This is a genomic window from Legionella dresdenensis (assembly GCF_042649825.1).
GTDB classification, from domain to species: Bacteria; Pseudomonadota; Gammaproteobacteria; order Legionellales; family Legionellaceae; genus Legionella_C; species Legionella_C dresdenensis.
Genome location: NZ_JBHSAB010000004.1, coordinates 23,080 through 47,566, shown reverse-complemented (window position 1 = coordinate 47,566; position 24,487 = coordinate 23,080). Strand labels below are relative to the sequence as shown.

The window sequence follows — 24,487 nt, the reverse complement described above, 5'->3', positions numbered from 1 at the left end:
TGTGCTGTAAAACCCATAGCAGGCAGTTAAGGAATTTTGTACATTTACTATTCTAATTTCCTGTGTACCTGGCTTAGCTTGACGGCCATGGGCTGTAAAGCCCAACATTCCAATTCAAGGGCGGCCTACACTGGCATTTGAGCCAGCCACCAGATCAGCCTCGAGAGCTATTAAAGAATGGGCCTTATTATAGGCGGCTTTTCCACCAAAGAGCGTGAATGGCAACAATCTTGCCATATTAATAGCCTGATATAATTCGGAATTTTTATTGCCCAGTTCTTTTCCTAAATCCAATTCCCCTTGTATGTTATTAATCGCTTTAACAATGTGGGTCAGCTTGTCTTTACTGTTTTTCCAATAAGGAGAAAATGATTTTTGCCCTTCTTCAAGCCGAAGCAACATTTTGAGCAGCGCATTGCGTTGAGTTTCAGGGAGCTTGGCTACTTTATTCACTGCCATATAAAATGGCGGCGGATTACTTCTGCGTATGGTGAATGCCGCAACTTGGGTCACATCGATATTGTATTTATGGCGATATTCATTCGCCTTTTTATAATTACCAGCCACTACATAACCATGAATTGTTTGTTCAATTATTTTTTTATCATTATCTCGGAGTTGAGTGCCTTCAGTTTTTTTGCCAATAGTGTATCGCTGTATAAGTTCTGCTACTTTGGCATGATTATTTTCTGATGCATAGGCAAAAACAATTGATTCCGGCGCTATATGATATTGTTTGACATAATCCTCTACCTCTGTGTGACGCCCTGCTTTCGCTGCACCGATAGCAGCCATTCGCCACATGGTTACAAGCGTCTCGTGCTTAACTGCATCATTGTTATAATTTAATTTAGGTATAATATCATGGGTGAGTTTCTTTACGGACTTATGATCACCAATACAGGAAAACTTTAAAACCAGTAAACAATACGAATAATGAGGCAGCAAGATGTTTTTGTTAGTGATAATTTGATTTAGTTTTTCTGTATTACCAGTAAGTGCATAACCGCTAAGTACTTTATCCCAATCAAAGTTAGTTATATTTTGTTCCTGTTTAATTTTTTTAAAACGTTGATTCATTTGAAGGAGATGGTTCTGGCATCGTTTTATCCCTTCATCATTATTAGCATAAGCATAACCTTCAGCAACAGCAGCTATATTAGCGTTGCGATTATTGACATATTCGTTTATCTTCGATCGATTTCCACACTTTGCATACGCTTGGGCAATCAGGCTGACATCCGCTTTATGGACATCTCGATACCTCTCAACGTAGCTATCGATATTATTAAGCGCATAAGCATAGGCAATGCCATTGACATCTGCATTATGTTTGACCCGGTACTCTTCGACTTTGTTATGATTTCCAGCAGCGGCATATCCTTGCGCAATGGCGGTAGGATTAGCATTATATTTACGGCGGTAGAGTTCAACCATCCGATGGTTATTAGCCAGTGCAAATCCACGGGCAATTTCACTTGGGTTTGCGCCTGCTTCCCGTAAGCGCTCAACCTCTATAAGTAATCCTTCACGGGCAAGCTGGCCAGCAGCCGTTAGAAAGTTAGGCGCCGCTCCTGGAGCATCAATTGCTTTCATTTTGTTTCGTAAACCAGCTTTTAATAGCAGTAGTGATTTATATTTAATGTGATTTTTTGCTGCATTATAAACAAAATCATAGTCAGGATGTGCCATATTAATATCCGATGTATCGCAATTAATAGGCTTATTGTACAATAAATGTGTAAAACAGTAAATCAGTTAAAAATATTAAATGAACCAGCCAAATAATTATGTTCACTTTGTCTTGTTTTTGTTTAAAAATATGACAAAAAAGCTTGTGTATTTATCAAGACAATGTTAAGTTTATAATTTACTTTGTTTGTTCAATTTTTTGATGGAATGGAATTATGAGCGATTTGTCGGCTTGCCGTAAGTATATAGATAATAAAAATGCTTTTTTTCACGGTAATAGCATGATGAATCTTGCCATGCCTCCAGAAATTAACAAACAAAGCCTGATTACGGCTGCAAAAAATCAAGCGCTTGAGGCTGATTACAGTGATATTGCCGATCAGCGTCTGCTTATTGAACAAGAGCTGGATGATTTGTTCCATGTGCTGGAGAGAAACAGGACCCGAAATCCGGATGTATTTTGGTCTTACTGCCTGTACTGCAGTGATAAGCTGGTAAAGCTTTATACGATTTATGATCATACTGCTAATATTAAAAAATATAGTAAGTTAAGTGCTGAACTCGAAGATATTATTTTAAACAAAAGCCATCACAAAATCAGGAAAAGTTATGCTGATAGCGTAACGAAAAGTATTAAAAAGGGCGTGTCTCATATCGTTAAAATACCTACATCTACGACTGCGATAAAAACCGACGTGCTTGCCAAGCCAAATCTTCTTCGTCTGTACATTCTATTTTGTAAAAATACTATTGCCAGCGCTTTGTTATTATCAAAACAGGCAGCATGGTTCGATAAAATTTTCGGAAATGCATTCGATATCGATAAGGTCGTGGAGGTTTTGAACGCGCCTAATCCGGTATTCCGCGCGCTAAGCGTTGGTTTTTTTGCCGGCCGGCTTATTGTAAATGCCGGATTGCTTATCAAGCATGTTTTCTTCGCTGATGACAAATTGAATAATCAGACCCGCATGCAGCGCTTTAAAAATGAAATGTACAGACGACATGGCGATTTTGCTAACGATCTGGTCTGGGCAACGGTGAATGGTTTCACCAACTATGCAGCCTTTTTTCATATTGCTGCACCAACCGCTGCCTGGGTAACCGCAGGATTTTTAGTGTTTGACGTTTGCCTGCTGTTATGGCGCCGCTATCTTGCTGAGAAAGAGTATGCTGCCAAGGAAACGCAATACCGTGCTGAATTAACAAATTATATGGAATTGCGGGAAAAGGAACTGGCGAAGGCTAACCCTGACAGACAGACCCTGTTAAATCTTGCAGAACATGAAGATATCCTGCATGCGCAGATAGCTGAACTGGATATTAAGCGGCAGCGGGATAATGCCTACTGGCTGTTTAACGCGGCGGCGGCCGTGTTGCTGGTAAGCGGGTTCTCCGCATCCTTGCTGCTTACGCCGGGGGTAATGACTGTGGTCTGCTATGCGGTTTGTACTTTTGCAATTTCAATGTACCTGTCGGGCGAAGCATTCAAAAAGTATTATGAGCAAAATTTGCGCCTTGAACAGGTTGATATTATGGGGCAGAAGGATATGTATGCGTCTACGCTGAAAGAGTATCAGAGTGCGCGTAATGAATTTCTGATCACCTTGTTTAAAAATGCCGTGATTCCTGGTGTGGTTATCACTACTTTTGCGGTTTGCTGGCCTGCGGCAGTTGTTTTAACAGCTGCTTATATTGCTTATCAGCTATGGGATTCATATTCTTCCCATAAAGCACAAAATCCGCAGCCGCAAGATAGAGAGCCTGCGCTTCTTACATCTCCGGCACTTTAAGCACATAGACTCCTGATCATTCCCGCCTGAGCGCTTGTGCGGGAATGACAAATAAAACTAGACTTCTGGATACATTGCTTTTACAACCGCAATATCTTTTTCGCTTAATCCCCTTCTCTGGCCGATTTCAACCCCCTCAACTAATGGAATAATAGTTTTGCCGCCGTTTTTGGAAAATGCATAAGGTCCATAATGCATAATCGATTGGTAATCGTATTCGCCAAAATCACGGCCATCGTTGAAATGCTGCTCAAAGTTAAATCGGTGATCGTCATCAATATTTTCCCAGACGATCTGAATATAATTACTGCGATCGGTGCGTGATTGTTCATGCCATAAACCCAGGGCATGGCCTATTTCATGGACGGTATTCATGGCGGTGCAGCGGGTTGAGAGATTAATTTCCTGTCGTCCGCCTAAACGCCCTACATAAGAGGAACAGGTGGTTCCCGGTGCCGGAATAAAGGCGATATAATCCTTAAATTTTCCGCGATTGGCGGAGGTGATTTCGATAAATTCAAGCCAGGTATGTTTTTGCCAGTGATTAACTGCTTCCAGGATAGCGAGTTTGTTAGGCAAAGGCAGATCTTCCGATATTTCAAATGGAATAATGCCATGCCGCCACCGGCTGCCGCCCAATCGCGAACGGATAACAGCGCCGGGTTTATCCAGCTCACTGATTTTTCCAATAATAATATCGCCTTCTACCAGGGCATAATTGTTAACCCTTTCATAGGTTACATCCTGGCTGCCAATATCAGGATTACTGATAGTAATATGCCCAATGCTTATACCAGCATAGCTGATGCCAGAAAAAAAACAGATCGCAACGGCTTTTATAATCGTCTTAATTATCATCTTAAAATCCCTGTTAATATGAACGCGAACTTGGCACTGATCAATCTGTAGGTTGGGTCGTCCTGACCCAACAAAATTATTTAGCCACTCACAAAGAAAGATTAAAAAAATAATGTTGGGTCTAACGACCCAACCTACAATAAAGAATCACTTCGTGCAAAGGACATGAATATTGTTACCAGATTTTAATGAATGACACCAATAATTTTATCTATGGCATAAAAGCCGGTCTTAGCGCTCGCCAAGACGAAGCGCCTGTTTGTATAAATCGTTTTTCGATATATTGGTTAACTGCGCTGCAATTTTTACAGCCTGTTTTAAGGGTAACTCTTCAAGTAATATCTTTAAAATGCGATCCGTTTCACTATTATCCTGCTGTGCATAAACCGCGGGCAGAATTAAAACAAACTCACCCTTAACCCGGCCTGATTCAGCTTCTAGCCAGTTAATTATTTCATTACAATTAGCCTGGATAAAACACTCATACAGTTTAGTAATCTCTTTTGCCAGAACCAGTTCATATTCTTGCCCGAATACGGTTGCGATATCATGCAGACAAGCAATTATCCGATGAGTAGACTCATAAATGACACAAGTTGTTTCCCTGCTTAAGATAGCCTGCAATTTATTGATTCTGGCCTGCTGCTTTGCCGGCAAAAAGCCTTCAAATATGAAATTATCGCAGGGCGTACCAGCAACAGATAACGCTGCGATTAGTGCACATGCTCCCGGAACAGGCGTTACTTTGATCCCGTTTAACCGTGCCTCGCGAACCAGCACGAAACCGGGATCGCTGATTAACGGTGTACCGGCATCGCTGATTAAAGCAAACGAACTACCGTGTAATAATTGTTCAATAATACTCTGGCTTTTCTCATTTTCATTATGGGCATGCAGGGAAACCAGCGGTTTGCCAATACCCAGGGCATGTAACAAAGGTAAGGAATGACGCGTATCTTCGGCAAGGATTGCATCCACATTTTTCAGGGTATTTATTGCCCGTTGCGAGATATCTTCCAGATTCCCTATAGGTGTTGCGACTATATATAAGGTTCCGCTGGAATTTTCGGTTGAATCAATATTATCAATTATCATTGTGGATAGCCTCAGGAAAAGTGTACAAAATTTACATGGGTATTATTTGTTGGTCAATACAGCAATTATCACCTTGCCCAATCTTGCAAATCATCGGATGCCATTATTATGTCACTACATCATTGTTGCTGAATATTTCGCCATGGTTTATGCTATCGCGTCCTTGCATATAGAGCTTTATATATGGTGTCACGATCCTTTTTTGCCAAATTATCTATCCTGTCATTGTCAGTTTTTTTCCTGTGCCAATGCACTAAAGTCAACGACAATACAATGGCAGCACGCGTCAGCAGCAAGTCTGCATCGCCTTTTACCTTGCCGGCAGCCGCTTATCTCGCTATGGCTGAAAATCAGATTGGCAGTGAACGTGAAAGCATGCTGATTATGGCAGCAGGCCGCTACCTGACGGATGGCGCCTGGAAAAATGCTCAGGAAACCCTGGTCCGTACAGACAACCTGTCTCCAATTCAGGCTAATGAAAAAACAATATTGCAGGCCAAAATTGATTTAATGCGCAGCCAGCCCAAATCAGCTATTGCCAAACTGTCATCAGTGCACCGGTTAAAACAACTATCGCCTTATTACCAGCAACAGTATCATGATACACTGGCCCGCTCCTATGAGACAGCCGGCAATCCTTCTTATGCGGTTACTGAACGAATAAAACTTGATCGTTTACTGCCTGAAGGGGCTGAGCGTGCGAATAATCAACGCATTTTATGGTTGACGCTGGCAAAAATGCCGGCAGCGGATCTTAATACCCTGTCTATGGAAGCAAAAGACGGTTCAGAACTGCAAGGCTGGATGAAATTAGCGTTGATCCCGCGTCAGGCAGGCGGCGACAAGCAAATCCTGCTCAGTGAAGTTGAGCAATGGCAGCGGGTTTATTCCGCTCACCCAGCGAACGGCTTACTGCCGTCGCCGTTATCAGCAGTTAAGCCTTTTCTTAATCAGGCTCCGGACAACATCGCCCTGCTTGTTCCGTTAACAGGTCCATTAGCTGGCCCCGGCAATGCTGTGCGAGATGGTTTTCTGGCCGCTTATAATAACAGCCGCGCGTCAGGAAATGTCCATGTCAGGCTATATGATACGGCTTCTGGCGATATCAGGAGCCTGTATAATCAGGCCTTATCCGAAGGAGCAAATTACATTGTAGGTCCGTTAACCAAGAGTGATGTGTCCGTTGTGGCTGGCCTTAGCCATCCGGTACCTACTTTGTTGCTTAATGATCTTGATGGTGAAAAAAATGTTAGTGACAATGCTTATCGCTTTGGGTTGTCGCCAAACAATGAAGCCCGTCAGGTTGCGGCAAAAGCCGGTAAAAATGGCTTGCGAAAAGCACTGATTATCGCACCGGCAGGCGCTTGGGGCGATGAAATTGTCAATGCATTTACTGACCAATGGCAACAGGCAGGCGGACAGGTTACTGATAAGATGGTTTATGATAACCAGAGCGATTTAAACCTGGCTGTAAGGCAGTTTCTGCGTGTTTCCGAGCGGGATGCCGCCGAAAAACAATATAAAGCCGGTTCGGCAGAAGCATTGAATGCAGGACCAAAGCGCCGTCAGGATTTTGATATGATTTTCCTGCTTGCCTATCCATCAAAAGCAAGGCAGATTATGCCCCTGTTAAAATATTATTTTGCTGGTGATGTACCGGTTTATGCCACTTCAGCGGTTTATGCCGGCAGCACGGATACCTTACGCGATCGTGATCTGGATGGCATTATTTTCTGTGATATGCCCTGGGTATTCGGCAACCAGCTGGCTAATAGAAACTGGCCTGAACAATTAAATAGCTATAACCGGCTATATGCTTTAGGAATGGATAGTTACTCATTGGCGACCCAATTGAATCAGCTGATGCTGTTCCCGGCAATGGGCATCAATGATAAAAGCGGAGTACTTTATTTAAATCGCGCTCGTCAGGTGGCGCGCATTCTGGCCTGGGGGCGATTTAAAAATGGCGTAGCCACCCAAACTGGCGAAACCTTATCGTAGGTTGGGTCGTTTCGACCCAACAAGCTTTTTAATAAATCGAAACTTAAAATTGATTGAAGTTTGGTAATGTTGGGTCAAACGACCCAACCTACATTTGGGATATAAAAGGAAAAAGCATGTCCAAAGAAATAGGTTATGCCGTTGAACGGCAGGCTCGTGACTATCTGACTGCCCGGGGCTTAAACTGGATTACCAGTAACTACAGTTGCCGCTGTGGAGAAATTGATTTAGTTATGAAAGACAGTCAATATCTGGTATTTGTTGAGGTACGCGCAAGAGTTTCACCCGTTTATGGCGGCGCCCTTGCCAGTATTACTCAGGGAAAAATTAAAAAAATTATAAAAACAGCAAAACATTACTTAACGGTAAACAAATTACATGATAAATACCCTGTACGTTTTGATGTAATTAGTGTACAAGGCCATTCGGCAGATATTGAATGGATTAAAAATGCTTTTGGAATTGATTATTAACCAATACAAGGTGCAACCATGTCTCAGATGGAAGATCGTGTCAGGCAGCTTTTCGGGCTTGGTATAGAATCCAAGATTGCCATTGCCGATGCGTTATCAGCCATGATAGCAAAAGCTGGAACGCGTCTGGTCAATTGCCTGCTTAACGACGGCAAAATTTTATTATGCGGTAACGGCGGCTCTGCTGCCAATTGCATGCATTTTTCTGCAGCATTGCTCAATCATTTTGAGCTTGAAAGGCCGCCGCTGCCGGTAATCGTGTTAAGCGGCGATATTTCCTCAATCACTGCCATTGCCAATGACAGTCATTATGATCAGGTTTTTGCCCGCCAGATTCAGGCATTGGGCCAGGAAGGCGATGTTTTGCTTGCAATAACGACTTCCGGTAATGCCGACAGCATTTTGCAGGCAGTTAATGCCGCCAATGAAAAAGGAATGGATACCATTATTTTAAGCGGACGCGACGGCGGTGTGATTGCAAACCACCTCGGACCGGAAGATATTGAATTGCGGGTAGTCGCAGATAACGACGCACGCATTCATGAGGCACATTTGTTTATTTTGCATTGTTTTTGTGACTTGATTGAACAGTCACTGTTTGGTCAAATATTGGGGTAGTTTTATGAAGTATCGTGTTATAGCGTTATTATTAATCAGTAGTTTGTTAACCGGATGCGTTGCTGCTGTGGTAGCGGGCGCTGCAGCCGGAATGATCGTATACGATCGCCGCAGCCTGGTAGTGCTGGAAAGCGACGCCCGCATTTTCCACGTGGTTCATACCAAAATTGTAACCGATCCGCGTTTTCGCGATTCCCGGATTATCGTTATCAGCTTTAATGAAGTGGTATTATTGCTCGGCCAGACGCCTGCTGCATCATTAAGAGTGCTGGCAGAAAAAATTGCCCAAAGCACGCCTAATGTCAGACGCGTATATGATGAAATTACCATAGGCCATCCTGTTCCTATTAGCAGACGGACAACAGATAGCTGGATAACAGGCCAGGTCAGAAGTTATATGTTAGGGCAGAAAGGGCTTGAGTCGGGTTCAATACGGGTAGTGACGGAAAACGGCGTTGTTTATTTAATGGGGATTGCAACCCATGAACAGGCTAATCTCGCAGTCAGTGTGGCTCGCCAGATTAATGGCGTCAGAAAAGTGGTTAAGGTATTTCAATATATAACTTGATATGATTAAACATGGACGTTGTACCCTTTTGATTATTGCTTCAGTTTTGCTGTTATCAGGTTGCTTGGGCAACATCTGGACTGGAGCGGCATTAATTTATGATCGCCATAATGTTTATAAAAAGCTTGATGATTATCAATTGGCTGCGAATGCAAACAAATTGCTGTTTGATGACGATAAGCGAATTTTAAAACAGCGCGGCTGCTCGCTTGATATGGCAGTTTTCAATGGCGATGTGCTGATTGCCGGCCATGTGCCGTCTGAGGATTTGCGCGAATTAATTAACAGCCGTCTGAATCATTTAACAGGATACCGCGAATTATTCAAACAGGTCGCAGTAAGTGAAGCGCCGTCTACAGGACTGGAAGATAGCTGGATTACCACTAAAATTAAGGCCCAGATTATTGCCGATTCAGCCATTGATCCCAATATATTCAAAATCCTTACTATCGACAGAATCGTTTATGTGATGGGTGATGTGCCGCCCAGCCAGGCTGATCAAGTCTTGAAAATAGCCAGTAACACCAGTGGTGTTATTCGAGTAGTAAAATTATTGCGCTATTATAATTTGAGTGAAACACCTGTTGCAGCAACAGGAGCTGATTTAAATCACAGTGACGAGAAGATCTGTGGCCTGCTAAAAAAGAGGCCACAGTGTACTAACCCCATACCAGGAAGTGGTTAACCTGGAGGTAATTACCACTTTATCAATGGATGCGACCTTTATCCAGTCGTTTGCGAATTTTTCTCAATTTAAATGCACGCAATAGTCCTGTAGAGCCTGTTTTTGCTTCATTTTCAATTAATTCTGCCGATTGCACGGGATGGGAGCGGCAGTGTTTACGGTAGGAAAAGTGATTTTTATCATGTTTGTGGCGAAGACCGTCTCCATAACGGTTAGTCATTTTTTCACGCATGCTGTTTGCGGTACCTTGTTGCTTTTCAGACATAGTAAGTTCCTTAAACAAGTTTAATACAGGCTTATTTGCTAAGATAAGCCAACCGCAGTACTGCTTCTGTATATAAAATGTACAGTACTATATAAACTATAGGCAAAATTACGCAAGATTACCAACTTTTATAACCGGCTAGGGCAGGACAATTTTTGTAGGTTGGGTCGTTTGACCCAAAAATTTTTTTATCAAGCACTCCAAACCGGAAAGGTGATTGAAAATGGGAATGTTGGTTCAAATTTGAATTATTAATATAGATACTATGTAGAAAAGAAAAGCCAATAAGGTTATCTTTTGTCAATTTTTAATCCACTACGATAAAAGGAGACAAAGATGACCTTATCGGCTAAAGAGCATGTTACACCAAAAGGCGCTATTTTGTACATGGCGTTAGAGTTATCAAACACTAAATGGGTGATAGCGTTTGGCACAGGAACAAAGACCAGGAAAGTAACGATTGAAGCGAATGATATCGCGGGGTTGCAGGCGGAATTGAAGGTGGCCCAAGAGAAACTGAAATTAGAATCTGTGAGTGAGGTAGTGAGTTGTTACGAAGCCGGTCGAGACGGATTTTGGTTACATCGGTGTTTGGAAAAGCATGGAATCAAGAATGTGGTAATTGATTCATCCAGTATCGAAGTGAGTCGGAAATCGCGTCGAGCGAAGACCGATGGCCTGGATGCGTCGCAATTGTTAAAGCAGCTAATAAGCCACGTGCGGGGCGATGTTAAATTTCATGTGGCCCGGGTGCCGAGCGAGGAGGAGGATCGGCGTCGGATGCACCGGGAACGAGGCCGGTTAAAGAAAGAGCGCACGAGCCATACGAACCGTATCAGAAGTCTGCTGAATTTATATGGGATAAAGTTCAGCGGAACAAAGGATTGGGCTCTTACCTGACGGCGGTAAAAGATTGGCAGGGAAATCCGCTATTGACGCACCAGAAGGAGGAACTACTTCGCGAAGTAAAGCGCCTGGAGTTGGTGGAATCGCATTTGAAGGCGTTGGAATCGCGAATGCAGCAGTTATTAAAGGAGTCGCCAGAACCAGTCTATCGCCAGATAGAGCAGCTCAAACGGTTAAAAGGGGTTGGCGATGTGAGCTCCTGGATGCTTATCATGGAATGGTTTGGCTGGCGGCGGTTTAAGAACCGGCGCGAAGTGGGTGCGGCAGCCGGCTTGGTCGGAACGCCTTATTCGAGCGGTGATAGCGAGAAAGAGCTTGGCATTACAAAAGCGGGGAATCATCGTATTCGCGCATTAATGATAGAGTTGTCGTGGTGTTGGTTAAGGTACCAACCGGGCAGTGATTTATCGAACTGGTTTCATGAGCGCTTCGATCATGGCGCGCGCTTGAGAAAGATAGGGATTGTCGCATTGGCTAGAAAATTATTGATTGCCTTATGGCGTTATGTCGAAACGGGCGAATTGCCGAAAGGCGCTGAGTTAAAAGTTTAGGAATAAACGTTGTTTTAGGATTTAAAGGGAAGTCTTATTATTTTGTGAGTTGTCGAAGTGCCCGTGCCCAACCTGGGGCAATAAATGAATGATTGTACCGTTTCCGTAGATGGGGCACTTTTTATCAGTTGACACGAACGTCAGATGACGAATGCAGTATTAGGTATCAGCCCAAGGGCTGTACGGATAGAAGGTAGATGATAGACTTCGGTTTATATCGCTAAACAACTGAGCAAGACACAATTTAATCGGGAGTTCGTTAAATAGAAACACGACTTAGAGAATAAAGATGTAAAAACAAACAAGGGTAAAAAGAGTCAGTGAAAGCCCTCGCCGGGCAGGCAGGTCTGCATCATGCATGATGCAGACACGGGAACAGCGTAATTTTTTTTATAGTCAGTCAAGCCCAAGCCCTGCGGGTGCGCTAATCGCGCAGGCTTGACTGACTATAAAAAAAGGGTTGACAAAAGATTTCTCATAGAAGGTTGGGCTGTGAAGCCCAACAACAGTGCTTAATCAAGATCAAATATTGGGCTTTACAGCCCAACCAAAAAATTGATGTGCAAAGTGCGTAATAACTGAGGCAAGTCAGAATAGTAGGCGAAGAAGATTTTTGATTTATAATCACCAACAAAGTATCCTGCTTTTGAATAGTTTTCCAATATCAAATAACATACGATGCTGGTGCAGGGAATAATTATCGATTTGATATCAAAGTGACATAAGGACTAACGTCATGCAAAGAAACAAACACTTTTTCAGAAAGAGGCTACTGGCTTGCCTGTGGTTGGGGCTCATGATGACAACGGCTTATGCCGGATCGCCAGTGTGGACCTTTGAGCCGCTGACAGCGACCACGGTTGCAGTACCTGTTAATGGCACAGCTACGGTACAGTATCGGGTGACCAATCAATCCAGTAAGCCGCACAGCTTAACCATGGAGCCAATTCAGGCTATTACCCAAATCACCGCGGGGCTTAATGTGTGCGGCAATCCTTTTATACTCAGAGGCAAAAATTCCTGCGTATTGTCTTTGCAGATAAATGGCAGCCAGTTAAACAGCCCAATTATGGATGGTCCTGTAGTTTGTGATCAAGGAAACCCGGGTCAGTGTTATCGACCCAGTAGCGCCGATATATTGCGCATCACCCAGGCGTTACCGATACTGGATGCGGAGATTACGGTTACAGGGTCTCCTTTATTGCTAACGGCCAATGGCTCAACTGGACAGTTAACGATAACTAACACATCCACTGACGTAGCAGCTACAAACATTGTATCAGATCTCACCGGAACGGCGTTGGATGGCAATGTGACAGAAACAGGCAACACCTGTACGAATGTACCACCAGGAGGCAATTGCACACTGACTTATACACCAGGCAATACAGTGGTGGCGCAAACGGATTTTACCATCCAGGGCAGCAATACCAATGTTTTGACGGCAGCCATTGCCATTCAATCAGGCAGTACATTGACCGCCATCAACCCAACTTCAGGCGTTGCATCAGGGGGAACAGGTTTTACCTTAACGGGAACCGGGTTAACCGGCGCTACCAGTGTCACCTTTGATGGGATAGCCGCAACCAGCATCAATGTAGTCAACTCGACGACAGTGACTGGCGTCACGCCTGCTCATGCGGCAGGGATTGTGGATGTCGTGATTAACACGCCGGCAGGCGGCGCAACACTGACTAATGGCTATACTTACGGGGCCACCGCAATTGGACAACCGGCTTTTGGGGGAACAGTTGCCTGCATGAACGGCGGATTAAATAATCTGATTGCAGCAACTGCCGATAACAGCGCGGGAATTGAGTGGGGCGGCTCTGGTGTATTTACTAATCCTTCACCCCAAAGTTTCACCGATGGAGCCACTAATACAGCAACAATTGTTGCCTGCTATACAGGACCTGGCGGAGGAGGAGGCTGTCCAATGAATATCGCCTCCAATACTTATGCTGCGGGAATTTGCAGTAACTATGAAGTAGACTCTCAAGGCAATACTCCTTGTCAGGCAGGGAATACATGCTACAACGATTGGTTTCTGCCGGCCACAGGTAACGGGACACTCGCAGATCAAGTCTACTGTTTATATACCAATCGTGTGGCTATAGGCGGTTTTAGCAGTACCATGTACTGGAGTTCTACCGAACATACTGGCAATCCTCAATTTGCCTCCTATCGATTTAACTTCAACACTGGTACCTATGGCACCGTTCTTAAGACCAACGTTTATCGTGTTAGATGTGTTCGGGCTTTTACCCCTTAACCCCATTATCCAATAGGGTTCAAATTTGAATTATTAATGTAGATTGGGCTGTGAAGCCCAACAGAAGTGTTTAATCAAGATCGAATGTTGGGCTTTACAGCCCAACCTGTAAAAAAGTTGCCCTGCAAGAAAATCACCAAACTTGATTGCGTATCAGAGATGTTTAATTTATAATCCGCGCCTGGAAAGGTAGGTTAATTGTGAATAAAAATCGAGTTCTTGGCGGTGTAAGGCGGTTAATTATCATACAAATCGGTATTTGCCTTATGATTACGCTGCTGTTATTCCTGTTTTCAGGTGCCAAAGCAGCTGGTTCCGCACTAACAGGCGGTTTAGTAGCAATTCTTCCTTCCGCTGTATTTGCGAAAAGATTATTTAAATACCAGGGTGCACGGGCGGCGAAAGAGATTGTTAAAAATTTCTATCAAGGGGAGTTTTTAAAAATAATCCTTTCAATGATTCTCTTTGCGCTGGTATTTATTTTTTATGAGGTACAGCCTCTAGTGTTTTTTTTAACGTATATTGCATTGGTGATGACCAATTGGTTTGCGCCATTGATTATTGATAATAGACAGGAAAGGCCTAAAAGTGACTGAAATGGTATCAAGTACAGAATATATTAAACATCATTTAACCTACCTCTCCTTTGATCTCAAAACCATGAGTTTTGGCTCAACAGGCGGATTTTGGACTATCAACCTGGATACGGTGTTTTTCTCGGTGGTCCTGGGTATAATTGCTCTCGGATTGCTTTATTTTGGCGCTCGCCGGGTAACGACAGGGATCCCGGGTAAATTACAGAACTTTGCAGAGGTGCTGCTCGAGTTCGCTGACAGCCAGGTAAAAGACTGTTTTCATGGCAGAAGCAAGGTGATAGGCCCGTTAGCGTTGACCATTTTCATGTGGATTCTGTTGATGAATACCATGGATATTATCCCGGTTGATGTTTTACCTGCCCTGGCAACGAATTTTGGCCTGCACAATTTGAAAGTCGTCCCAACAAATGATCTTAACCTGACCTTGGGTATGTCGTTGTCAGTTTTCCTGTTAATTCTGTATTACAGCATTAAAATCAAAGGCGTGTCCGGCTTTATCAAAGAGCTTACCTTGCACCCGTTTGATACGGTTTCCCTGATACCAAAAAGCAAATGGTACATCCTGCCATCGCTTATTCTGGTACCGTTTAATTTTCTGCTTGAAACAGTAGCGTTAATCGCAAAACCAATTTCATTAGCATTGCGGTTGTTCGGTAATCTGTATGCCGGGGAGCTGATTTTTATTCTGATGGCGTTAATGACCTTAAATATGGTAACGCTGATGTCGGTTTCCGGAGTAAGTCTGAGTATTGCTCAATTTGTTTTATCATTGGGCTGGTCAATATTCCATATTCTGGTTGTTGTACTGCAAGCGTTTATCTTCATGGTATTAACGATTGTGTATTTGAGTCTGGCACACGAAGACCACTAGTTCTTTTTGTTTATTATTAATCATTGTCCATTAAGGGGATTTATATGCAAGCTGCAAATTTAATAGCACAAGTACAAGGCATGACTGTTATTGCGGTCGCGCTGCTTATCGGTCTGGGTGCTCTGGGTACTGCGATTGGCTTCGGTCTGTTAGGCGGTAAATTTTTAGAGGGTTCTGCCCGTCAACCAGAAATGGTTCCTATGCTGCAGGTTAAAATGTTCATCGTTGCCGGTCTGTTAGACGCCGTAACAATGATTGGTGTTGGTATTGCATTGTTCTTCACTTTTGCAAACCCCTTTATCAGCAACCTGGGTTCTTAATATAACGGTTAATTAAAGGGCGCATTCGCGCCCTGAAATGTTAAAGGAGAGACTTCCTTGGATATTAATTTTACTCTGATTGTACAAATGCTGGTTTTTGCCGGGTTTGTCCTGTTTACCATGAAATTAGTCTGGCCTCCTTTAGCTCGAGCTATGGAAGAGCGTCAGAATAAGATTGCTGATGGTCTTTCAGCTGCAGAGAGAGGCAGAAAAGAGCTTGAACTTGCTCAGCACCGTGTTAAAGACGAGCTGAAGCATGCTAAAGCACAGGCTTCTGAAATTATTGAGAAAGCGACAAAGCGTGCGTCTCAACTCGTTGAAGAAGCAAAAGAAGAAGCAAAATTAGAAGCACAAAGACAAGCAAAGATTGCGCAAGAACAGCTTCAGCAGGAAATTAACCATGCGAAAGAAGCTCTTCGAAAACAAGTGGCCGGCCTGGCCGTTGCCGGTGCCGAAGTTATTCTTGGGCGCGAAGTGAATGAGCAGGCTAATGCTGCATTGTTGGATAAACTGATAGAAGAGATTTAACATGGCAGACAGCACAATAATAGCCCGTCCCTATGCTAAAGCAGTATTTGAAACTGCGCTGGCAAATGCTGCGCTTGATAAATGGTCAGAGTATTTGCATGCCCTGGCTGTTGCCGTTTCATGCGAAGAGGTAACAAGGTTCATTACCAATCCCGTCACAACGGCGGAACAGCACAGCGAATTGCTTTTTTCAACAATGCAAGGTGCAGGGGCCGGTGATGATGAATTGAAAAATTTTATTCAGGTTCTTGCTCAAAACAAGCGCCTTACTGTGCTTCCGGAAATTGTCGAGCTGTATGAGGCAATGAAGGCTGAGCAGGAAAAATCATTAACAGTCAATGTAAGCAGCTATTCAGAGCTTTCCGATGCGCAACAACAACGTCTGATCACATCGTTAAGCAACCGCCTGCAAAGACAGGTAACCCTTGAAATTACCATTGATAAGACGCTGCTTGGCGGTGCCGTTATCAGTGCTGGTGATTTTGTAATTGATGGTTCAGTGCGTGGGAAGTTAAACAAACTTAAAACACGTTTGGCCGCGTAATTAAGAGGATAGATTTCATGTCAATAAGCCCATCAGAAATCAGTGAAATTGTAAAACAGCAAATCAAGAAGTTTAATGTAGCGTCTGAAGCAAGAAATGAAGGAACCATCGTAAGTATTAAAGATGGTATTGCTCTTCTTCACGGTCTTGCAGATGCCATGCTTGGTGAAATGATTGAGTTCCCTGGCGGTATTTACGGTCTGGCGCTTAACCTTGAGCGTAATTCAGTCGGGGTGGTAATTCTTGGTGATTACGCCTCATTGTCAGAAGGTCAGAAAGGTAAATGTACCGGCCGTATTCTGGAAGTTCCTGTTGGCAGAGAACTGCTCGGCCGCGTAGTTGATGCGCTGGGTAATCCAATTGACGGAAAGGGGCCAATTCAGGCAACTAAAAAGTCTCCAATCGAAAAAGTGGCGCCTGGCGTAATTGCACGGCAGTCAGTTGATCAACCTGTTCAAACCGGTTTGAAAGCGATTGACGCGATGATTCCCGTGGGCCGCGGTCAGCGTGAGCTGATCATTGGCGACCGTCAGACAGGTAAGAGCGCCATTGCAATTGATGCAATCATCAATCAAAAAGGTACTGGCGTTAAATGTATTTATGTTGCTATTGGTCAGAAAGCCTCTTCTGTCGCTGCGATTGTGCGCAAACTGGAAGAGCATGGCGCCCTTGAGCACACGATTGTTGTTGTTGCCGGCGCTGCCGACTCGGCTGCGATGCAGTTCATTGCCCCCTATTCCGGTTGCGCAATGGGCGAATACTTTATGGAACACGGTGAAGATGCGCTGATTGTTTATGATGATTTGACCAAACAAGCCTGGGCATATCGTCAAATTTCCCTGCTGCTGAAACGCCCGCCAGGACGTGAAGCTTATCCTGGGGATATTTTCTACCTGCACTCACGTTTGTTAGAGCGTGCTGCACGTATCAATGCACAGGAAGTTGAGCGTCTGACTAATGGCGAAGTAGTTGGCAAAACGGGTTCATTAACCGCCCTGCCTATTATTGAAACGCAAGCCGGCGACGTATCTGCCTTCGTACCAACAAACGTAATTTCGATTACTGACGGACAGATTTTCCTTGATGTTGATTTATTTAACTCAGGCGTGCGTCCTGCAATCAACTCCGGTTTGTCCGTATCACGGGTAGGTGGTGCTGCGCAGACTAAAATTATGAAAAAACTGGGTGGCGGTACCCGTCTGGCGCTGGCGCAATTTCGTGAACTGGAAGCGTTTGCCCAGTTTGCTTCTGATCTTGACGATGCAACCAGAAAGCAATTAGAGCGTGGACAGCGGATTACTGAAATCATGAAGCAAAAACAATATGCTCCATTCTCGGTAGCTGATATGGCTGTATCACTGTTTGTGATCGAAAAAGGTTTCCTGGATGATATTCCTGTCGCGGAAATCAGTTCGTTTGAATCAGCGCTGCGCAGCCATATGCACGGTTCGCACACTGCATTGTTGAATAAAATCAACGAAACAGGCGCTTACGATAACGAAATTGAAGCCCAACTGAAAGCTGCTGTTGAAGACTTCAAACGTACAGGAAGCTGGTAAATAACTGCCGCCGGTTTTCCGGTGGTTTATTGATTACGCAGGGTGGGTAAACCGCCCTGATAATTAAAGGCGAAGCGAATTATGGCTGGAGCAAAAGAAATCCGTTCGAAAATTGCGAGTACTAAAAACACGCAAAAAATTACTCGAGCGATGGAGATGGTTGCAGCAAGTAAAATGCGTAAAACGCAGGATAGAATGCGTGCATCCAAACCTTATGCTACAAAAATTTATGATGTGGTAAAGCATATTGCGCGAGCTAATTCCGAATACCGTCATCCGTTTATGACGGTACGTGAAATTAAGCGGATTGGTATCATTGTTGTATCAACCGATCGCGGTTTATGCGGCGGCTTAAACGCCAATTTGTTGCGCGAAACCGTGCGGATAATGCGCCAATGGCAGCAAGAAGGCAAAGAAATTGACATCTGTGCAATTGGCCGTAAAGCTCAGGCGTTCTTCAAGCGTGTGGGCGGTCATGTTATTGCTACAGTGGATCATCTGGGCGACAAACCGGGTGTGAAAGATCTGATTGGCGTTGTTAAGGTCATGCTGGATGCTTTCTACAATGGTGAAATCGATGCGCTGCACATTGTTTATAACGAGTTTATCAACACAATGTCGCAAAAGCCGGTTGTCAAACAACTGTTGCCACTTCCAACAGCGGAAGAAGACGGTAACAAACTTGGTCATCACTGGGATTATATTTATGAGCCGGATGCCAAAGAGTTGTTAGATGGATTATTGGAAAGATATATTGAATTGCAGGCTTATCAGGCAGTAGTAGAAAATATCGCCTGTGAGCAGGCCGCTAAAATGATAGCAATGAAAAGCGCTACCGATAATGCTGGCGAGTTAATTAAAGAATTTCAATTGGCTTATAACAAGGCCCGACAGGCTGCTATTACTCAGGAATTGGCAGAAATCGTCGGTGGTGCAGCCGCTTTATAAGAGGGTTTAAAGATGAGTATGAAATTAGGTACAGTTGTAGAAATTATTGGTCCAGTAGTAGACGTTGAGTTTCCACGTACGGAAGTTCCCAAAGTAAACGATGCGTTAAAACTGGTGGATTGCGATTTGACTCTTGAAGTACAACAGCAATTAGGCGACGGTATTGTCCGTACCATTGCGATGGGTTCTTCTGAAGGTTTGAAGCGTGGTATTAAAGCACAAAATACCGGTGAGCCGATTCTTGTACCAGTTGGTAAAAAGACCCTTGGCCGCATTATGGACGTACTGGGCCGCCCTGTTGATGACGCAGGCCCGATTGATGCCGAAGAACACTGGGCTATTCACCGTAAAGCGCCTTCTTATGAAGAACAGGCTGGCAGCCAGGAACTGCTGGAAACCGGTATTAAAGTAATTGACTTGCTCTGCCCGTTTGCCAAGGGCGGTAAAGTAGGTCTGTTCGGCGGCGCCGGTGTAGGTAAAACCGTAAACATGATGGAATTAATCCGTAATATCGCGATTGAACACAGCGGTTACTCAGTATTCGCCGGAGTAGGCGAGCGTACCCGTGAAGGTAACGACTTCTATCACGAGATGAAAGACTCTAACGTACTGGATAAAGTATCGCTGGTATACGGTCAGATGAATGAGCCGCCAGGCAACCGTTTGCGCGTAGCTTTAACTGGTTTGACCATGGCTGAAAAATTCCGTGATGAAGGCCGTGACGTATTATTGTTTGTTGACAATATTTACCGCTACACCTTAGCCGGGGTAGAGGTATCAGCTCTGTTAGGCCGTATGCCTTCTGCAGTAGGTTATCAACCTACGCTGGCTGAAGAAATGGGTATGCTGCAAGAGCGCATTACTTCAACCAAAACCGGTTCTATTACCTCTATTCAAGCGGTATACGTACCTGCGGACGATTTGACTGACCCGTCACCTGCTACCACGTTTGCTCACCTGGATGCGACTGTTGTATTATCGCGTCAAATCGCTGAGCTTGGTATTTACCCGGCGGTGGATCCATTGGACTCAACTTCTCGCCAGCTCGATCCATTAATCGTTGGCCAGGAGCATTATGATACAGCTCGTCGTGTTCAGCAGACTCTGCAACGTTATAAAGAGCTGAAAGATATTATTGCTATTCTGGGTATGGATGAGTTGTCAGAAGAAGACAAGCGCGTGGTTACTCGTGCACGTAAAATTCAGCGCTTCCTGTCGCAGCCATTCTTCGTAGCCGAAGTATTCACTGGTTCGCCAGGTAAATACGTATCATTAAAGGATACGATCAAAGGCTTCCAGGGTATTCTGGCTGGCGAATATGATGATCTGCCTGAACAGGCGTTCTATATGGTCGGCAGCATTGATGAAGCGATTGCCAAAGCCAAAGAGCTGTGAGGTAAATAACAATGGCGATTACAACCCATTTGGATATAGTCAGTGCCGAGCAGGAAATTTTTTCCGGCGTGGTCGAAATGGTTGTAGCAACAGGCGAGCTTGGTGAAATTGGTGTTACACCAGGCCACGCCCCGCTGCTCACCGTGCTCAAGCCTGGCGAAATCCGTGTTACCCTGCAAGGCGGCGCTCAGGATGTTTACTATGTTTCGGGCGGTATGCTTGAGGTACAACCATTCCGGGTCAGCGTGCTGGCAGATGTTGTTGAGCGGGCAGATAGCCTTGATGAGGCGGCAGCCCTCGCAGCGAAAGCCAAAGCTGAAGAAGCAATGGCCAACAAAAATGCTGAGGTTGACTACGCAATGGCCGCAGCAGAGTTGGCGCGCGCTGTTGCTCAGATCAGAGCGATTCAGAAAGCCAGAAAAAGCATCAAATGATAATTGTTGGGTCAAACGACCCAACCTACGCTTGTTTAAACCTATGTAGGTTGGGCTGTAAAGCCCAACACTTCCTTACTGTAAACCTTAATTAAGCTACATGCATCAAGGCTACTGCCATAAAACTCACACAAAGCATCGGTAAAAACAGCAGCCCTTTTTGGTAAGCCTTGTTGGCAATATTGAACGGCCTGCTGATAGACCGCTTGCTTAAACCCTTCGGTATCCGCTTCAACGCCATTTAAATTATCAATGCTGACGCGAAAAGGATGATTGCAGGCGGTAGCCAATATTAATTCCAGTGCCTGTGGTTTAACCTCAACCTGTTGAAACAGCAATTGCTGCTCTGCTGTTCGGCCGTCCGGGGCATACCAGTAGCCATAGTCAATCAACTGGCGCCGGTTTTTTCCTGCCAGCAGCCAATGAGCGCATTCATGCAGGGCGCTGCTGAAAAAGCCATGGGCAAAGTAAATGGCATGATAAGGGCGCGTGTCGTCTGCAGGGAGGTAAAGGGGCTCATCGCCGCCTTTTATCAGCCGGGTATTATACTTTTCTGCAAAACAGCGATCAAAAAGGGTAATTAAATCTTGATAATGATGCACGGAAAATCGGATTTGATGAAAAAGAAGCATTTTAATCATTGCTGCTTTGCCTGTCCATGGCGCCAGGTAAACTTACATGTTAAACTCATTTGTTTAGCAGCAACCTGACCTGTACGCGTGAATACTATGGTAATAACAGACACTATCGAGCAGAAACCGCTAACAGAATTTACTGAAAAAGCTTATCTTGATTATTCAATGTATGTCATTCTTGACCGGGCTTTACCCCACGTTGCCGATGGGTTGAAACCGGTACAGCGGCGAATTATTTATGCCATGTCAGAGCTCGGACTTAAAGCCACGGCAAAGCATAAGAAATCTGCCCGGACCGTCGGGGATGTGCTGGGTAAATTTCATCCCCATGGCGATTCGGCCTGTTATGAAGCCATGGTTTTAATGGCGCAACCGTTTTCTTACCGCTATCCTTTTGTTGATGGGCAAGGTAACTGGGGTTCGCCTGATGATCCGAAATCATTTGCCGCTATGCGGTATACCGAAGCGCGTCTGTCCGCTTATGCTGATTTATTGCTGTCTGAGCTGCAACAAGGTACGGTAGACTGGGTTGATAACTTTGACGGCACCTTACAGGAACCCTCCCTGCTGCCTGCCCGCTTGCCTAATGTTTTACTTAATGGGGCGACCGGGATTGCGGTTGGCATGTCAGCGGATATTCTGCCGCATAATTTAATGGAAGTCGCTAATGCCTGCGTGCATTTGCTTGAGCATCCCGATGCAACCGTTGATGATCTTTGCCAGCATATCAAAGCGCCAGATTTTCCGACTAACGCTGAAATTATTACTCCTGCTGCCCAAATCCGTAATGTTTATCACACCGGTACCGGTTCCATCAAAATGCGGGCTGTTTATAAAATCGAACAGCATCAGATTGTGATCACTGCGCTACCTTATCAGGTTTCCGGAGCAAAAATCATTGAGCAGATTGCTGCCCAGATGCAGCAAAAAAAGCTGCCTATGGTGGAGGATTTGCGTGATGAATCGGATCATGAACACCCTACCCGGCTGGTCATCGTTCCGCGCTCGAATCGGGTAGATGCTGAAGGCTTAATGTCGCATTTGTTTGCTACAACCGAGTTAGAACGCAGTTACCGGGTTAATTTTAATATGATCGGGCTTGATGGCAAGCCGCGAGTGAAAAACCTGCTGACGTTGCTGAAAGAATGGCTGACTTACCGTCTGGCTACGGTAACGCGCCGCTTAAACCATCGGCTTGAGAAAGTGCTTGAGCGTATCCATATCCTGGAAGGCCTGATTATCGCTTATCTCAATATTGACGAAGTCATTGCAATTATCCGCGAACATGAACACCCCAAACAAGGCCTGATTGCGCGCTTTAATCTGACTGAGATTCAGGCCGATGCCATTCTGGAAATGAAATTGCGTCATTTAGCCAAACTGGAAGAAATCAAGCTGCGCGGCGAGTTGGATGGCTTAAGCGCTGAACGCGATCACTTACAGTTGATCTTATCCAGTGAGGCACGATTAAAGAAACTGGTTAAAGAAGAAATTATTGCTGATCGTGACAAATTCGGTGATGCGCGCTGTTCTCCATTGATTGAACGCAGCGAATCACAAGCGCTGAAGGAAGAGGATATTTTACCTAACGAGCCGATAACAGTCGTATTATCGCAAAAAGGCTGGGTACGGGCTGCAAAAGGCCACGACATGAATGGCCGCGAATTAAGTTATAAAGCGGGTGATGAATTTAAAACGCAGGCTAACGCGCGCAGCAATCAGCAAGTGGTGTTTTTTGACAGTGAAGGCAAAGTGTATAATTTGCCTGGACACGCTTTACCGTCAGCGCGCGGTCAGGGCGAGCCTTTAACCGGCAGATTGAATCCGGCTGACGGCGCGACTTTTGAAGCCGTGATTGGCGGCGAAACTGACGATTGGGTATTGTTGGCCAGTGATGCCGGTTATGGCTTCCTGACCCGTTTAGGCGAGTTGTATGTGAAAAATAAAAACGGCAAGGCCTGTGTCAAGCTGCCGCCTAATAGCCGGATTTTATCGCCCCGGATTGCCAAAGATAAAGAAAGCCGATTAATTGCCTGTGTCACCAACATTGGCCGCTTGCTGGTATTTCCGGCTCAGGAGTTGCCGGTATTGACAAAAGGTAAAGGGAATAAATTGATTAATGTTCCCTCGGCAAAAGCGCAGCAACGGGAAGAGTTTGTGATTGATGTGCAATTGCTTGGCGCTAATGACATGCTAACGGTGTATGCCGGTAAACGTCATTATACTCTAAAGCCCGCTGATCTTGGCCATTATCGTGGCGAGCGCGGGCGGAGAGGTAATCGCTTGCCGCGCGGCTTGCAGAATGTGACTGCACTTGAGGTAACTGTTCAGGAAGAATAACACTTATGAAATTATCAGCCCGCTTATTAAAATGGATATTTAATCTCTGGCCTCCATTCTGGGGGGCGGGCATTAAAGTTATTACTATCAGCCCTGATTTCAGTTATGCCAAAGTGTCTTTGGCTTTTCGCTGGTATAACAAAAATTATATGCGTGTTCAGTACGGCGGCAGCCTTTACTCCATGACCGATCCCTTTTTATTTATTATGGTGTTGCAACGCCTTGGGCCAGGTTATGTGGTCTGGGATAAGCAGGGGGAAATCGACTATGTCCGCCCCGGAAAAAGCCGGGTTTATGCTGAGTTCAGATTATCAGAAGATCAGATTGAGGCAATAAGGCTGGAGGTTGCCGAAAAGCAGAAAATTTATCCGGTCTTTGATATTACCATTTATGATGAAAAGCAGGAAGTTGTCGCAGTGGTCAAGAAAACGCTTTATGTCCGGTTAAATAGTTCCAAAGATAACCCCTGATTTCAACTGCTTTTAATATTGCTCTTCTGTTCGATATTGGTTATAATTGATCCCATTTAAAGCAGAACGGGAA

The 24,487-nt window shown here is 44.7% G+C and carries 25 protein-coding genes; 20 read left to right on the top strand and 5 right to left on the bottom strand.

From position 1 onward, the window contains the following. Nucleotides 1-114: 114 nt before the first annotated feature. Nucleotides 115-1,692 (bottom strand): hypothetical protein, encoded by a 1,578-nt coding sequence (locus ACFORL_RS03900; protein WP_382341293.1) that lies wholly within the window; start codon nucleotides 1,690-1,692, stop codon nucleotides 115-117. A 215-nt stretch (nucleotides 1,693-1,907) separates the two neighbouring features. On the opposite strand from ACFORL_RS03900, the gene ACFORL_RS03895 reads away from it, so the two are divergent. Then, complete coding sequence (locus ACFORL_RS03895) at nucleotides 1,908-3,482, top strand: hypothetical protein (protein WP_382341291.1); 1,575 nt, start codon at nucleotides 1,908-1,910, stop codon at nucleotides 3,480-3,482. 57 nt (nucleotides 3,483-3,539) lie between these two features. Here the strand turns inward: ACFORL_RS03895 and legP are convergent, their stop codons facing one another. Both legP and rsmI read right to left on the bottom strand, forming a co-directional pair. Beyond that, on the bottom strand, nucleotides 3,540-4,340 hold the full coding sequence (gene legP / locus ACFORL_RS03890; protein ID WP_382341289.1) for a Dot/Icm T4SS effector Zinc-dependent metalloprotease LegP: 801 nt from the start codon (nucleotides 4,338-4,340) through the stop codon (nucleotides 3,540-3,542). Between the two features lie 231 nt (nucleotides 4,341-4,571). Further along, nucleotides 4,572-5,435, bottom strand: coding sequence for a 16S rRNA (cytidine(1402)-2'-O)-methyltransferase (gene rsmI / locus ACFORL_RS03885; protein ID WP_382341287.1), 864 nt, complete (start codon nucleotides 5,433-5,435; stop codon nucleotides 4,572-4,574). 183 nt (nucleotides 5,436-5,618) lie between these two features. On the opposite strand from rsmI, the gene ACFORL_RS03880 reads away from it, so the two are divergent. The 5 genes from ACFORL_RS03880 to ACFORL_RS03860 all read left to right on the top strand — a co-directional run bounded on the left by ACFORL_RS03880 (nucleotide 5,619) and on the right by ACFORL_RS03860 (nucleotide 9,780). Continuing rightward, on the top strand, nucleotides 5,619-7,436 hold the full coding sequence (locus ACFORL_RS03880) for a penicillin-binding protein activator (protein ID WP_382341285.1): 1,818 nt from the start codon (nucleotides 5,619-5,621) through the stop codon (nucleotides 7,434-7,436). A gap of 116 nt (nucleotides 7,437-7,552) precedes the next feature. After that, nucleotides 7,553-7,909 (top strand): YraN family protein, encoded by a 357-nt coding sequence (locus tag ACFORL_RS03875; protein WP_382341283.1) that lies wholly within the window; start codon nucleotides 7,553-7,555, stop codon nucleotides 7,907-7,909. 18 nt (nucleotides 7,910-7,927) lie between these two features. After that, nucleotides 7,928-8,527, top strand: a complete 600-nt coding sequence (locus ACFORL_RS03870) for a D-sedoheptulose-7-phosphate isomerase (protein ID WP_382341282.1) — start codon at nucleotides 7,928-7,930, stop codon at nucleotides 8,525-8,527. A 4-nt stretch (nucleotides 8,528-8,531) separates the two neighbouring features. Beyond that, nucleotides 8,532-9,095, top strand: a complete 564-nt coding sequence (locus ACFORL_RS03865) for a BON domain-containing protein (protein WP_382341280.1) — start codon at nucleotides 8,532-8,534, stop codon at nucleotides 9,093-9,095. A 1-nt stretch (nucleotide 9,096) separates the two neighbouring features. Then, nucleotides 9,097-9,780 carry a BON domain-containing protein gene (locus ACFORL_RS03860; protein ID WP_382341279.1) on the top strand — a complete coding sequence of 228 codons (684 nt, stop codon included), beginning with the start codon at nucleotides 9,097-9,099 and terminating at the stop codon, nucleotides 9,778-9,780. Between the two features lie 22 nt (nucleotides 9,781-9,802). Here ACFORL_RS03860 and ACFORL_RS03855 read toward each other — a convergent pair whose 3' ends face one another. After that, complete coding sequence (locus ACFORL_RS03855) at nucleotides 9,803-10,045, bottom strand: hypothetical protein (protein ID WP_382341277.1); 243 nt, start codon at nucleotides 10,043-10,045, stop codon at nucleotides 9,803-9,805. Nucleotides 10,046-10,381: 336 nt separating this feature from the next. Here ACFORL_RS03855 and ACFORL_RS03850 point away from each other — a divergent pair, with 336 nt between their 5' ends. From ACFORL_RS03850 to ACFORL_RS03795, 12 genes are all read left to right on the top strand, one after another. Further along, on the top strand, nucleotides 10,382-10,945 hold the full coding sequence (locus tag ACFORL_RS03850) for an IS110 family transposase (protein ID WP_382341275.1): 564 nt from the start codon (nucleotides 10,382-10,384) through the stop codon (nucleotides 10,943-10,945). A 32-nt stretch (nucleotides 10,946-10,977) separates the two neighbouring features. Beyond that, nucleotides 10,978-11,502, top strand: a complete 525-nt coding sequence (locus ACFORL_RS03845; protein WP_382341273.1) for a transposase — start codon at nucleotides 10,978-10,980, stop codon at nucleotides 11,500-11,502. Between the two features lie 736 nt (nucleotides 11,503-12,238). Next, nucleotides 12,239-13,774: an IPT/TIG domain-containing protein gene (locus ACFORL_RS03840; protein WP_382341272.1), complete on the top strand. Its 1,536-nt coding sequence runs from the start codon at nucleotides 12,239-12,241 to the stop codon at nucleotides 13,772-13,774. A gap of 200 nt (nucleotides 13,775-13,974) precedes the next feature. Further along, nucleotides 13,975-14,370, top strand: a complete 396-nt coding sequence (locus tag ACFORL_RS03835; protein ID WP_382341270.1) for an ATP synthase subunit I — start codon at nucleotides 13,975-13,977, stop codon at nucleotides 14,368-14,370. A 1-nt stretch (nucleotide 14,371) separates the two neighbouring features. Then, on the top strand, nucleotides 14,372-15,241 hold the full coding sequence (gene atpB / locus ACFORL_RS03830; protein WP_382341638.1) for a F0F1 ATP synthase subunit A: 870 nt from the start codon (nucleotides 14,372-14,374) through the stop codon (nucleotides 15,239-15,241). Nucleotides 15,242-15,285: 44 nt separating this feature from the next. Beyond that, entirely contained in the window at nucleotides 15,286-15,561 is a 276-nt protein-coding gene (atpE, locus tag ACFORL_RS03825) for a F0F1 ATP synthase subunit C (protein WP_382341268.1), read from the top strand. A 57-nt stretch (nucleotides 15,562-15,618) separates the two neighbouring features. After that, nucleotides 15,619-16,089: a F0F1 ATP synthase subunit B gene (locus tag ACFORL_RS03820; RefSeq protein WP_382341266.1), complete on the top strand. Its 471-nt coding sequence runs from the start codon at nucleotides 15,619-15,621 to the stop codon at nucleotides 16,087-16,089. Nucleotide 16,090: 1 nt separating this feature from the next. Continuing rightward, nucleotides 16,091-16,633 carry a F0F1 ATP synthase subunit delta gene (locus ACFORL_RS03815; RefSeq protein ID WP_382341264.1) on the top strand — a complete coding sequence of 181 codons (543 nt, stop codon included), beginning with the start codon at nucleotides 16,091-16,093 and terminating at the stop codon, nucleotides 16,631-16,633. Between the two features lie 17 nt (nucleotides 16,634-16,650). Next, nucleotides 16,651-18,192: a F0F1 ATP synthase subunit alpha gene (gene atpA / locus ACFORL_RS03810; protein ID WP_382341262.1), complete on the top strand. Its 1,542-nt coding sequence runs from the start codon at nucleotides 16,651-16,653 to the stop codon at nucleotides 18,190-18,192. Between the two features lie 81 nt (nucleotides 18,193-18,273). Next, on the top strand, nucleotides 18,274-19,140 hold the full coding sequence (atpG, locus tag ACFORL_RS03805; protein WP_382341260.1) for a F0F1 ATP synthase subunit gamma: 867 nt from the start codon (nucleotides 18,274-18,276) through the stop codon (nucleotides 19,138-19,140). An 18-nt stretch (nucleotides 19,141-19,158) separates the two neighbouring features. Next, nucleotides 19,159-20,535: a F0F1 ATP synthase subunit beta gene (gene atpD, locus ACFORL_RS03800; RefSeq protein ID WP_382341636.1), complete on the top strand. Its 1,377-nt coding sequence runs from the start codon at nucleotides 19,159-19,161 to the stop codon at nucleotides 20,533-20,535. A gap of 11 nt (nucleotides 20,536-20,546) precedes the next feature. Then, entirely contained in the window at nucleotides 20,547-20,969 is a 423-nt protein-coding gene (locus ACFORL_RS03795) for a F0F1 ATP synthase subunit epsilon (RefSeq protein WP_382341257.1), read from the top strand. Nucleotides 20,970-21,010: 41 nt separating this feature from the next. On the opposite strand, the gene ACFORL_RS03790 is transcribed toward ACFORL_RS03795, so the two are convergent. Beyond that, nucleotides 21,011-21,571, bottom strand: coding sequence for an elongation factor P hydroxylase (locus tag ACFORL_RS03790; RefSeq protein ID WP_382341635.1), 561 nt, complete (start codon nucleotides 21,569-21,571; stop codon nucleotides 21,011-21,013). Nucleotides 21,572-21,697: 126 nt separating this feature from the next. On the opposite strand from ACFORL_RS03790, the gene parC reads away from it, so the two are divergent. Next, nucleotides 21,698-23,944, top strand: a complete 2,247-nt coding sequence (parC, locus tag ACFORL_RS03785) for a DNA topoisomerase IV subunit A (RefSeq protein ID WP_382341256.1) — start codon at nucleotides 21,698-21,700, stop codon at nucleotides 23,942-23,944. Between the two features lie 5 nt (nucleotides 23,945-23,949). After that, nucleotides 23,950-24,414: a DUF4442 domain-containing protein gene (locus ACFORL_RS03780; protein WP_382341254.1), complete on the top strand. Its 465-nt coding sequence runs from the start codon at nucleotides 23,950-23,952 to the stop codon at nucleotides 24,412-24,414. Nucleotides 24,415-24,487 lie beyond the last annotated feature (73 nt).

Excerpts from the sequence above, each read along its gene's own strand:
- rsmI (WP_382341287.1), bottom strand. The coding sequence starts at position 5,435 with ATGATAATTGATAATATTGATTCAACCGAAAATTCCAGCGGAACCTTA.
- ACFORL_RS03865 (WP_382341280.1), top strand. The coding sequence starts at position 8,532 with ATGAAGTATCGTGTTATAGCGTTATTATTAATCAGTAGTTTGTTAACC.
- atpG (WP_382341260.1), top strand. The coding sequence starts at position 18,274 with ATGGCTGGAGCAAAAGAAATCCGTTCGAAAATTGCGAGTACTAAAAAC.
- atpE (WP_382341268.1), top strand. The coding sequence starts at position 15,286 with ATGCAAGCTGCAAATTTAATAGCACAAGTACAAGGCATGACTGTTATT.
- ACFORL_RS03795 (WP_382341257.1), top strand. The coding sequence starts at position 20,547 with ATGGCGATTACAACCCATTTGGATATAGTCAGTGCCGAGCAGGAAATT.
- atpD (WP_382341636.1), top strand. The coding sequence starts at position 19,159 with ATGAAATTAGGTACAGTTGTAGAAATTATTGGTCCAGTAGTAGACGTT.
- ACFORL_RS03875 (WP_382341283.1), top strand. The coding sequence starts at position 7,553 with ATGTCCAAAGAAATAGGTTATGCCGTTGAACGGCAGGCTCGTGACTAT.
- ACFORL_RS03880 (WP_382341285.1), top strand. The coding sequence starts at position 5,619 with ATGGTGTCACGATCCTTTTTTGCCAAATTATCTATCCTGTCATTGTCA.
- parC (WP_382341256.1), top strand. The coding sequence starts at position 21,698 with ATGGTAATAACAGACACTATCGAGCAGAAACCGCTAACAGAATTTACT.
- ACFORL_RS03860 (WP_382341279.1), top strand. The coding sequence starts at position 9,097 with ATGATTAAACATGGACGTTGTACCCTTTTGATTATTGCTTCAGTTTTG.
- ACFORL_RS03895 (WP_382341291.1), top strand. The coding sequence starts at position 1,908 with ATGAGCGATTTGTCGGCTTGCCGTAAGTATATAGATAATAAAAATGCT.
- ACFORL_RS03870 (WP_382341282.1), top strand. The coding sequence starts at position 7,928 with ATGTCTCAGATGGAAGATCGTGTCAGGCAGCTTTTCGGGCTTGGTATA.
- ACFORL_RS03900 (WP_382341293.1), bottom strand. The coding sequence starts at position 1,692 with ATGGCACATCCTGACTATGATTTTGTTTATAATGCAGCAAAAAATCAC.
- atpA (WP_382341262.1), top strand. The coding sequence starts at position 16,651 with ATGTCAATAAGCCCATCAGAAATCAGTGAAATTGTAAAACAGCAAATC.
- ACFORL_RS03855 (WP_382341277.1), bottom strand. The coding sequence starts at position 10,045 with ATGTCTGAAAAGCAACAAGGTACCGCAAACAGCATGCGTGAAAAAATG.
- ACFORL_RS03815 (WP_382341264.1), top strand. The coding sequence starts at position 16,091 with ATGGCAGACAGCACAATAATAGCCCGTCCCTATGCTAAAGCAGTATTT.
- ACFORL_RS03780 (WP_382341254.1), top strand. The coding sequence starts at position 23,950 with ATGAAATTATCAGCCCGCTTATTAAAATGGATATTTAATCTCTGGCCT.
- ACFORL_RS03850 (WP_382341275.1), top strand. The coding sequence starts at position 10,382 with ATGACCTTATCGGCTAAAGAGCATGTTACACCAAAAGGCGCTATTTTG.
- atpB (WP_382341638.1), top strand. The coding sequence starts at position 14,372 with ATGGTATCAAGTACAGAATATATTAAACATCATTTAACCTACCTCTCC.
- ACFORL_RS03840 (WP_382341272.1), top strand. The coding sequence starts at position 12,239 with ATGCAAAGAAACAAACACTTTTTCAGAAAGAGGCTACTGGCTTGCCTG.
- legP (WP_382341289.1), bottom strand. The coding sequence starts at position 4,340 with ATGATAATTAAGACGATTATAAAAGCCGTTGCGATCTGTTTTTTTTCT.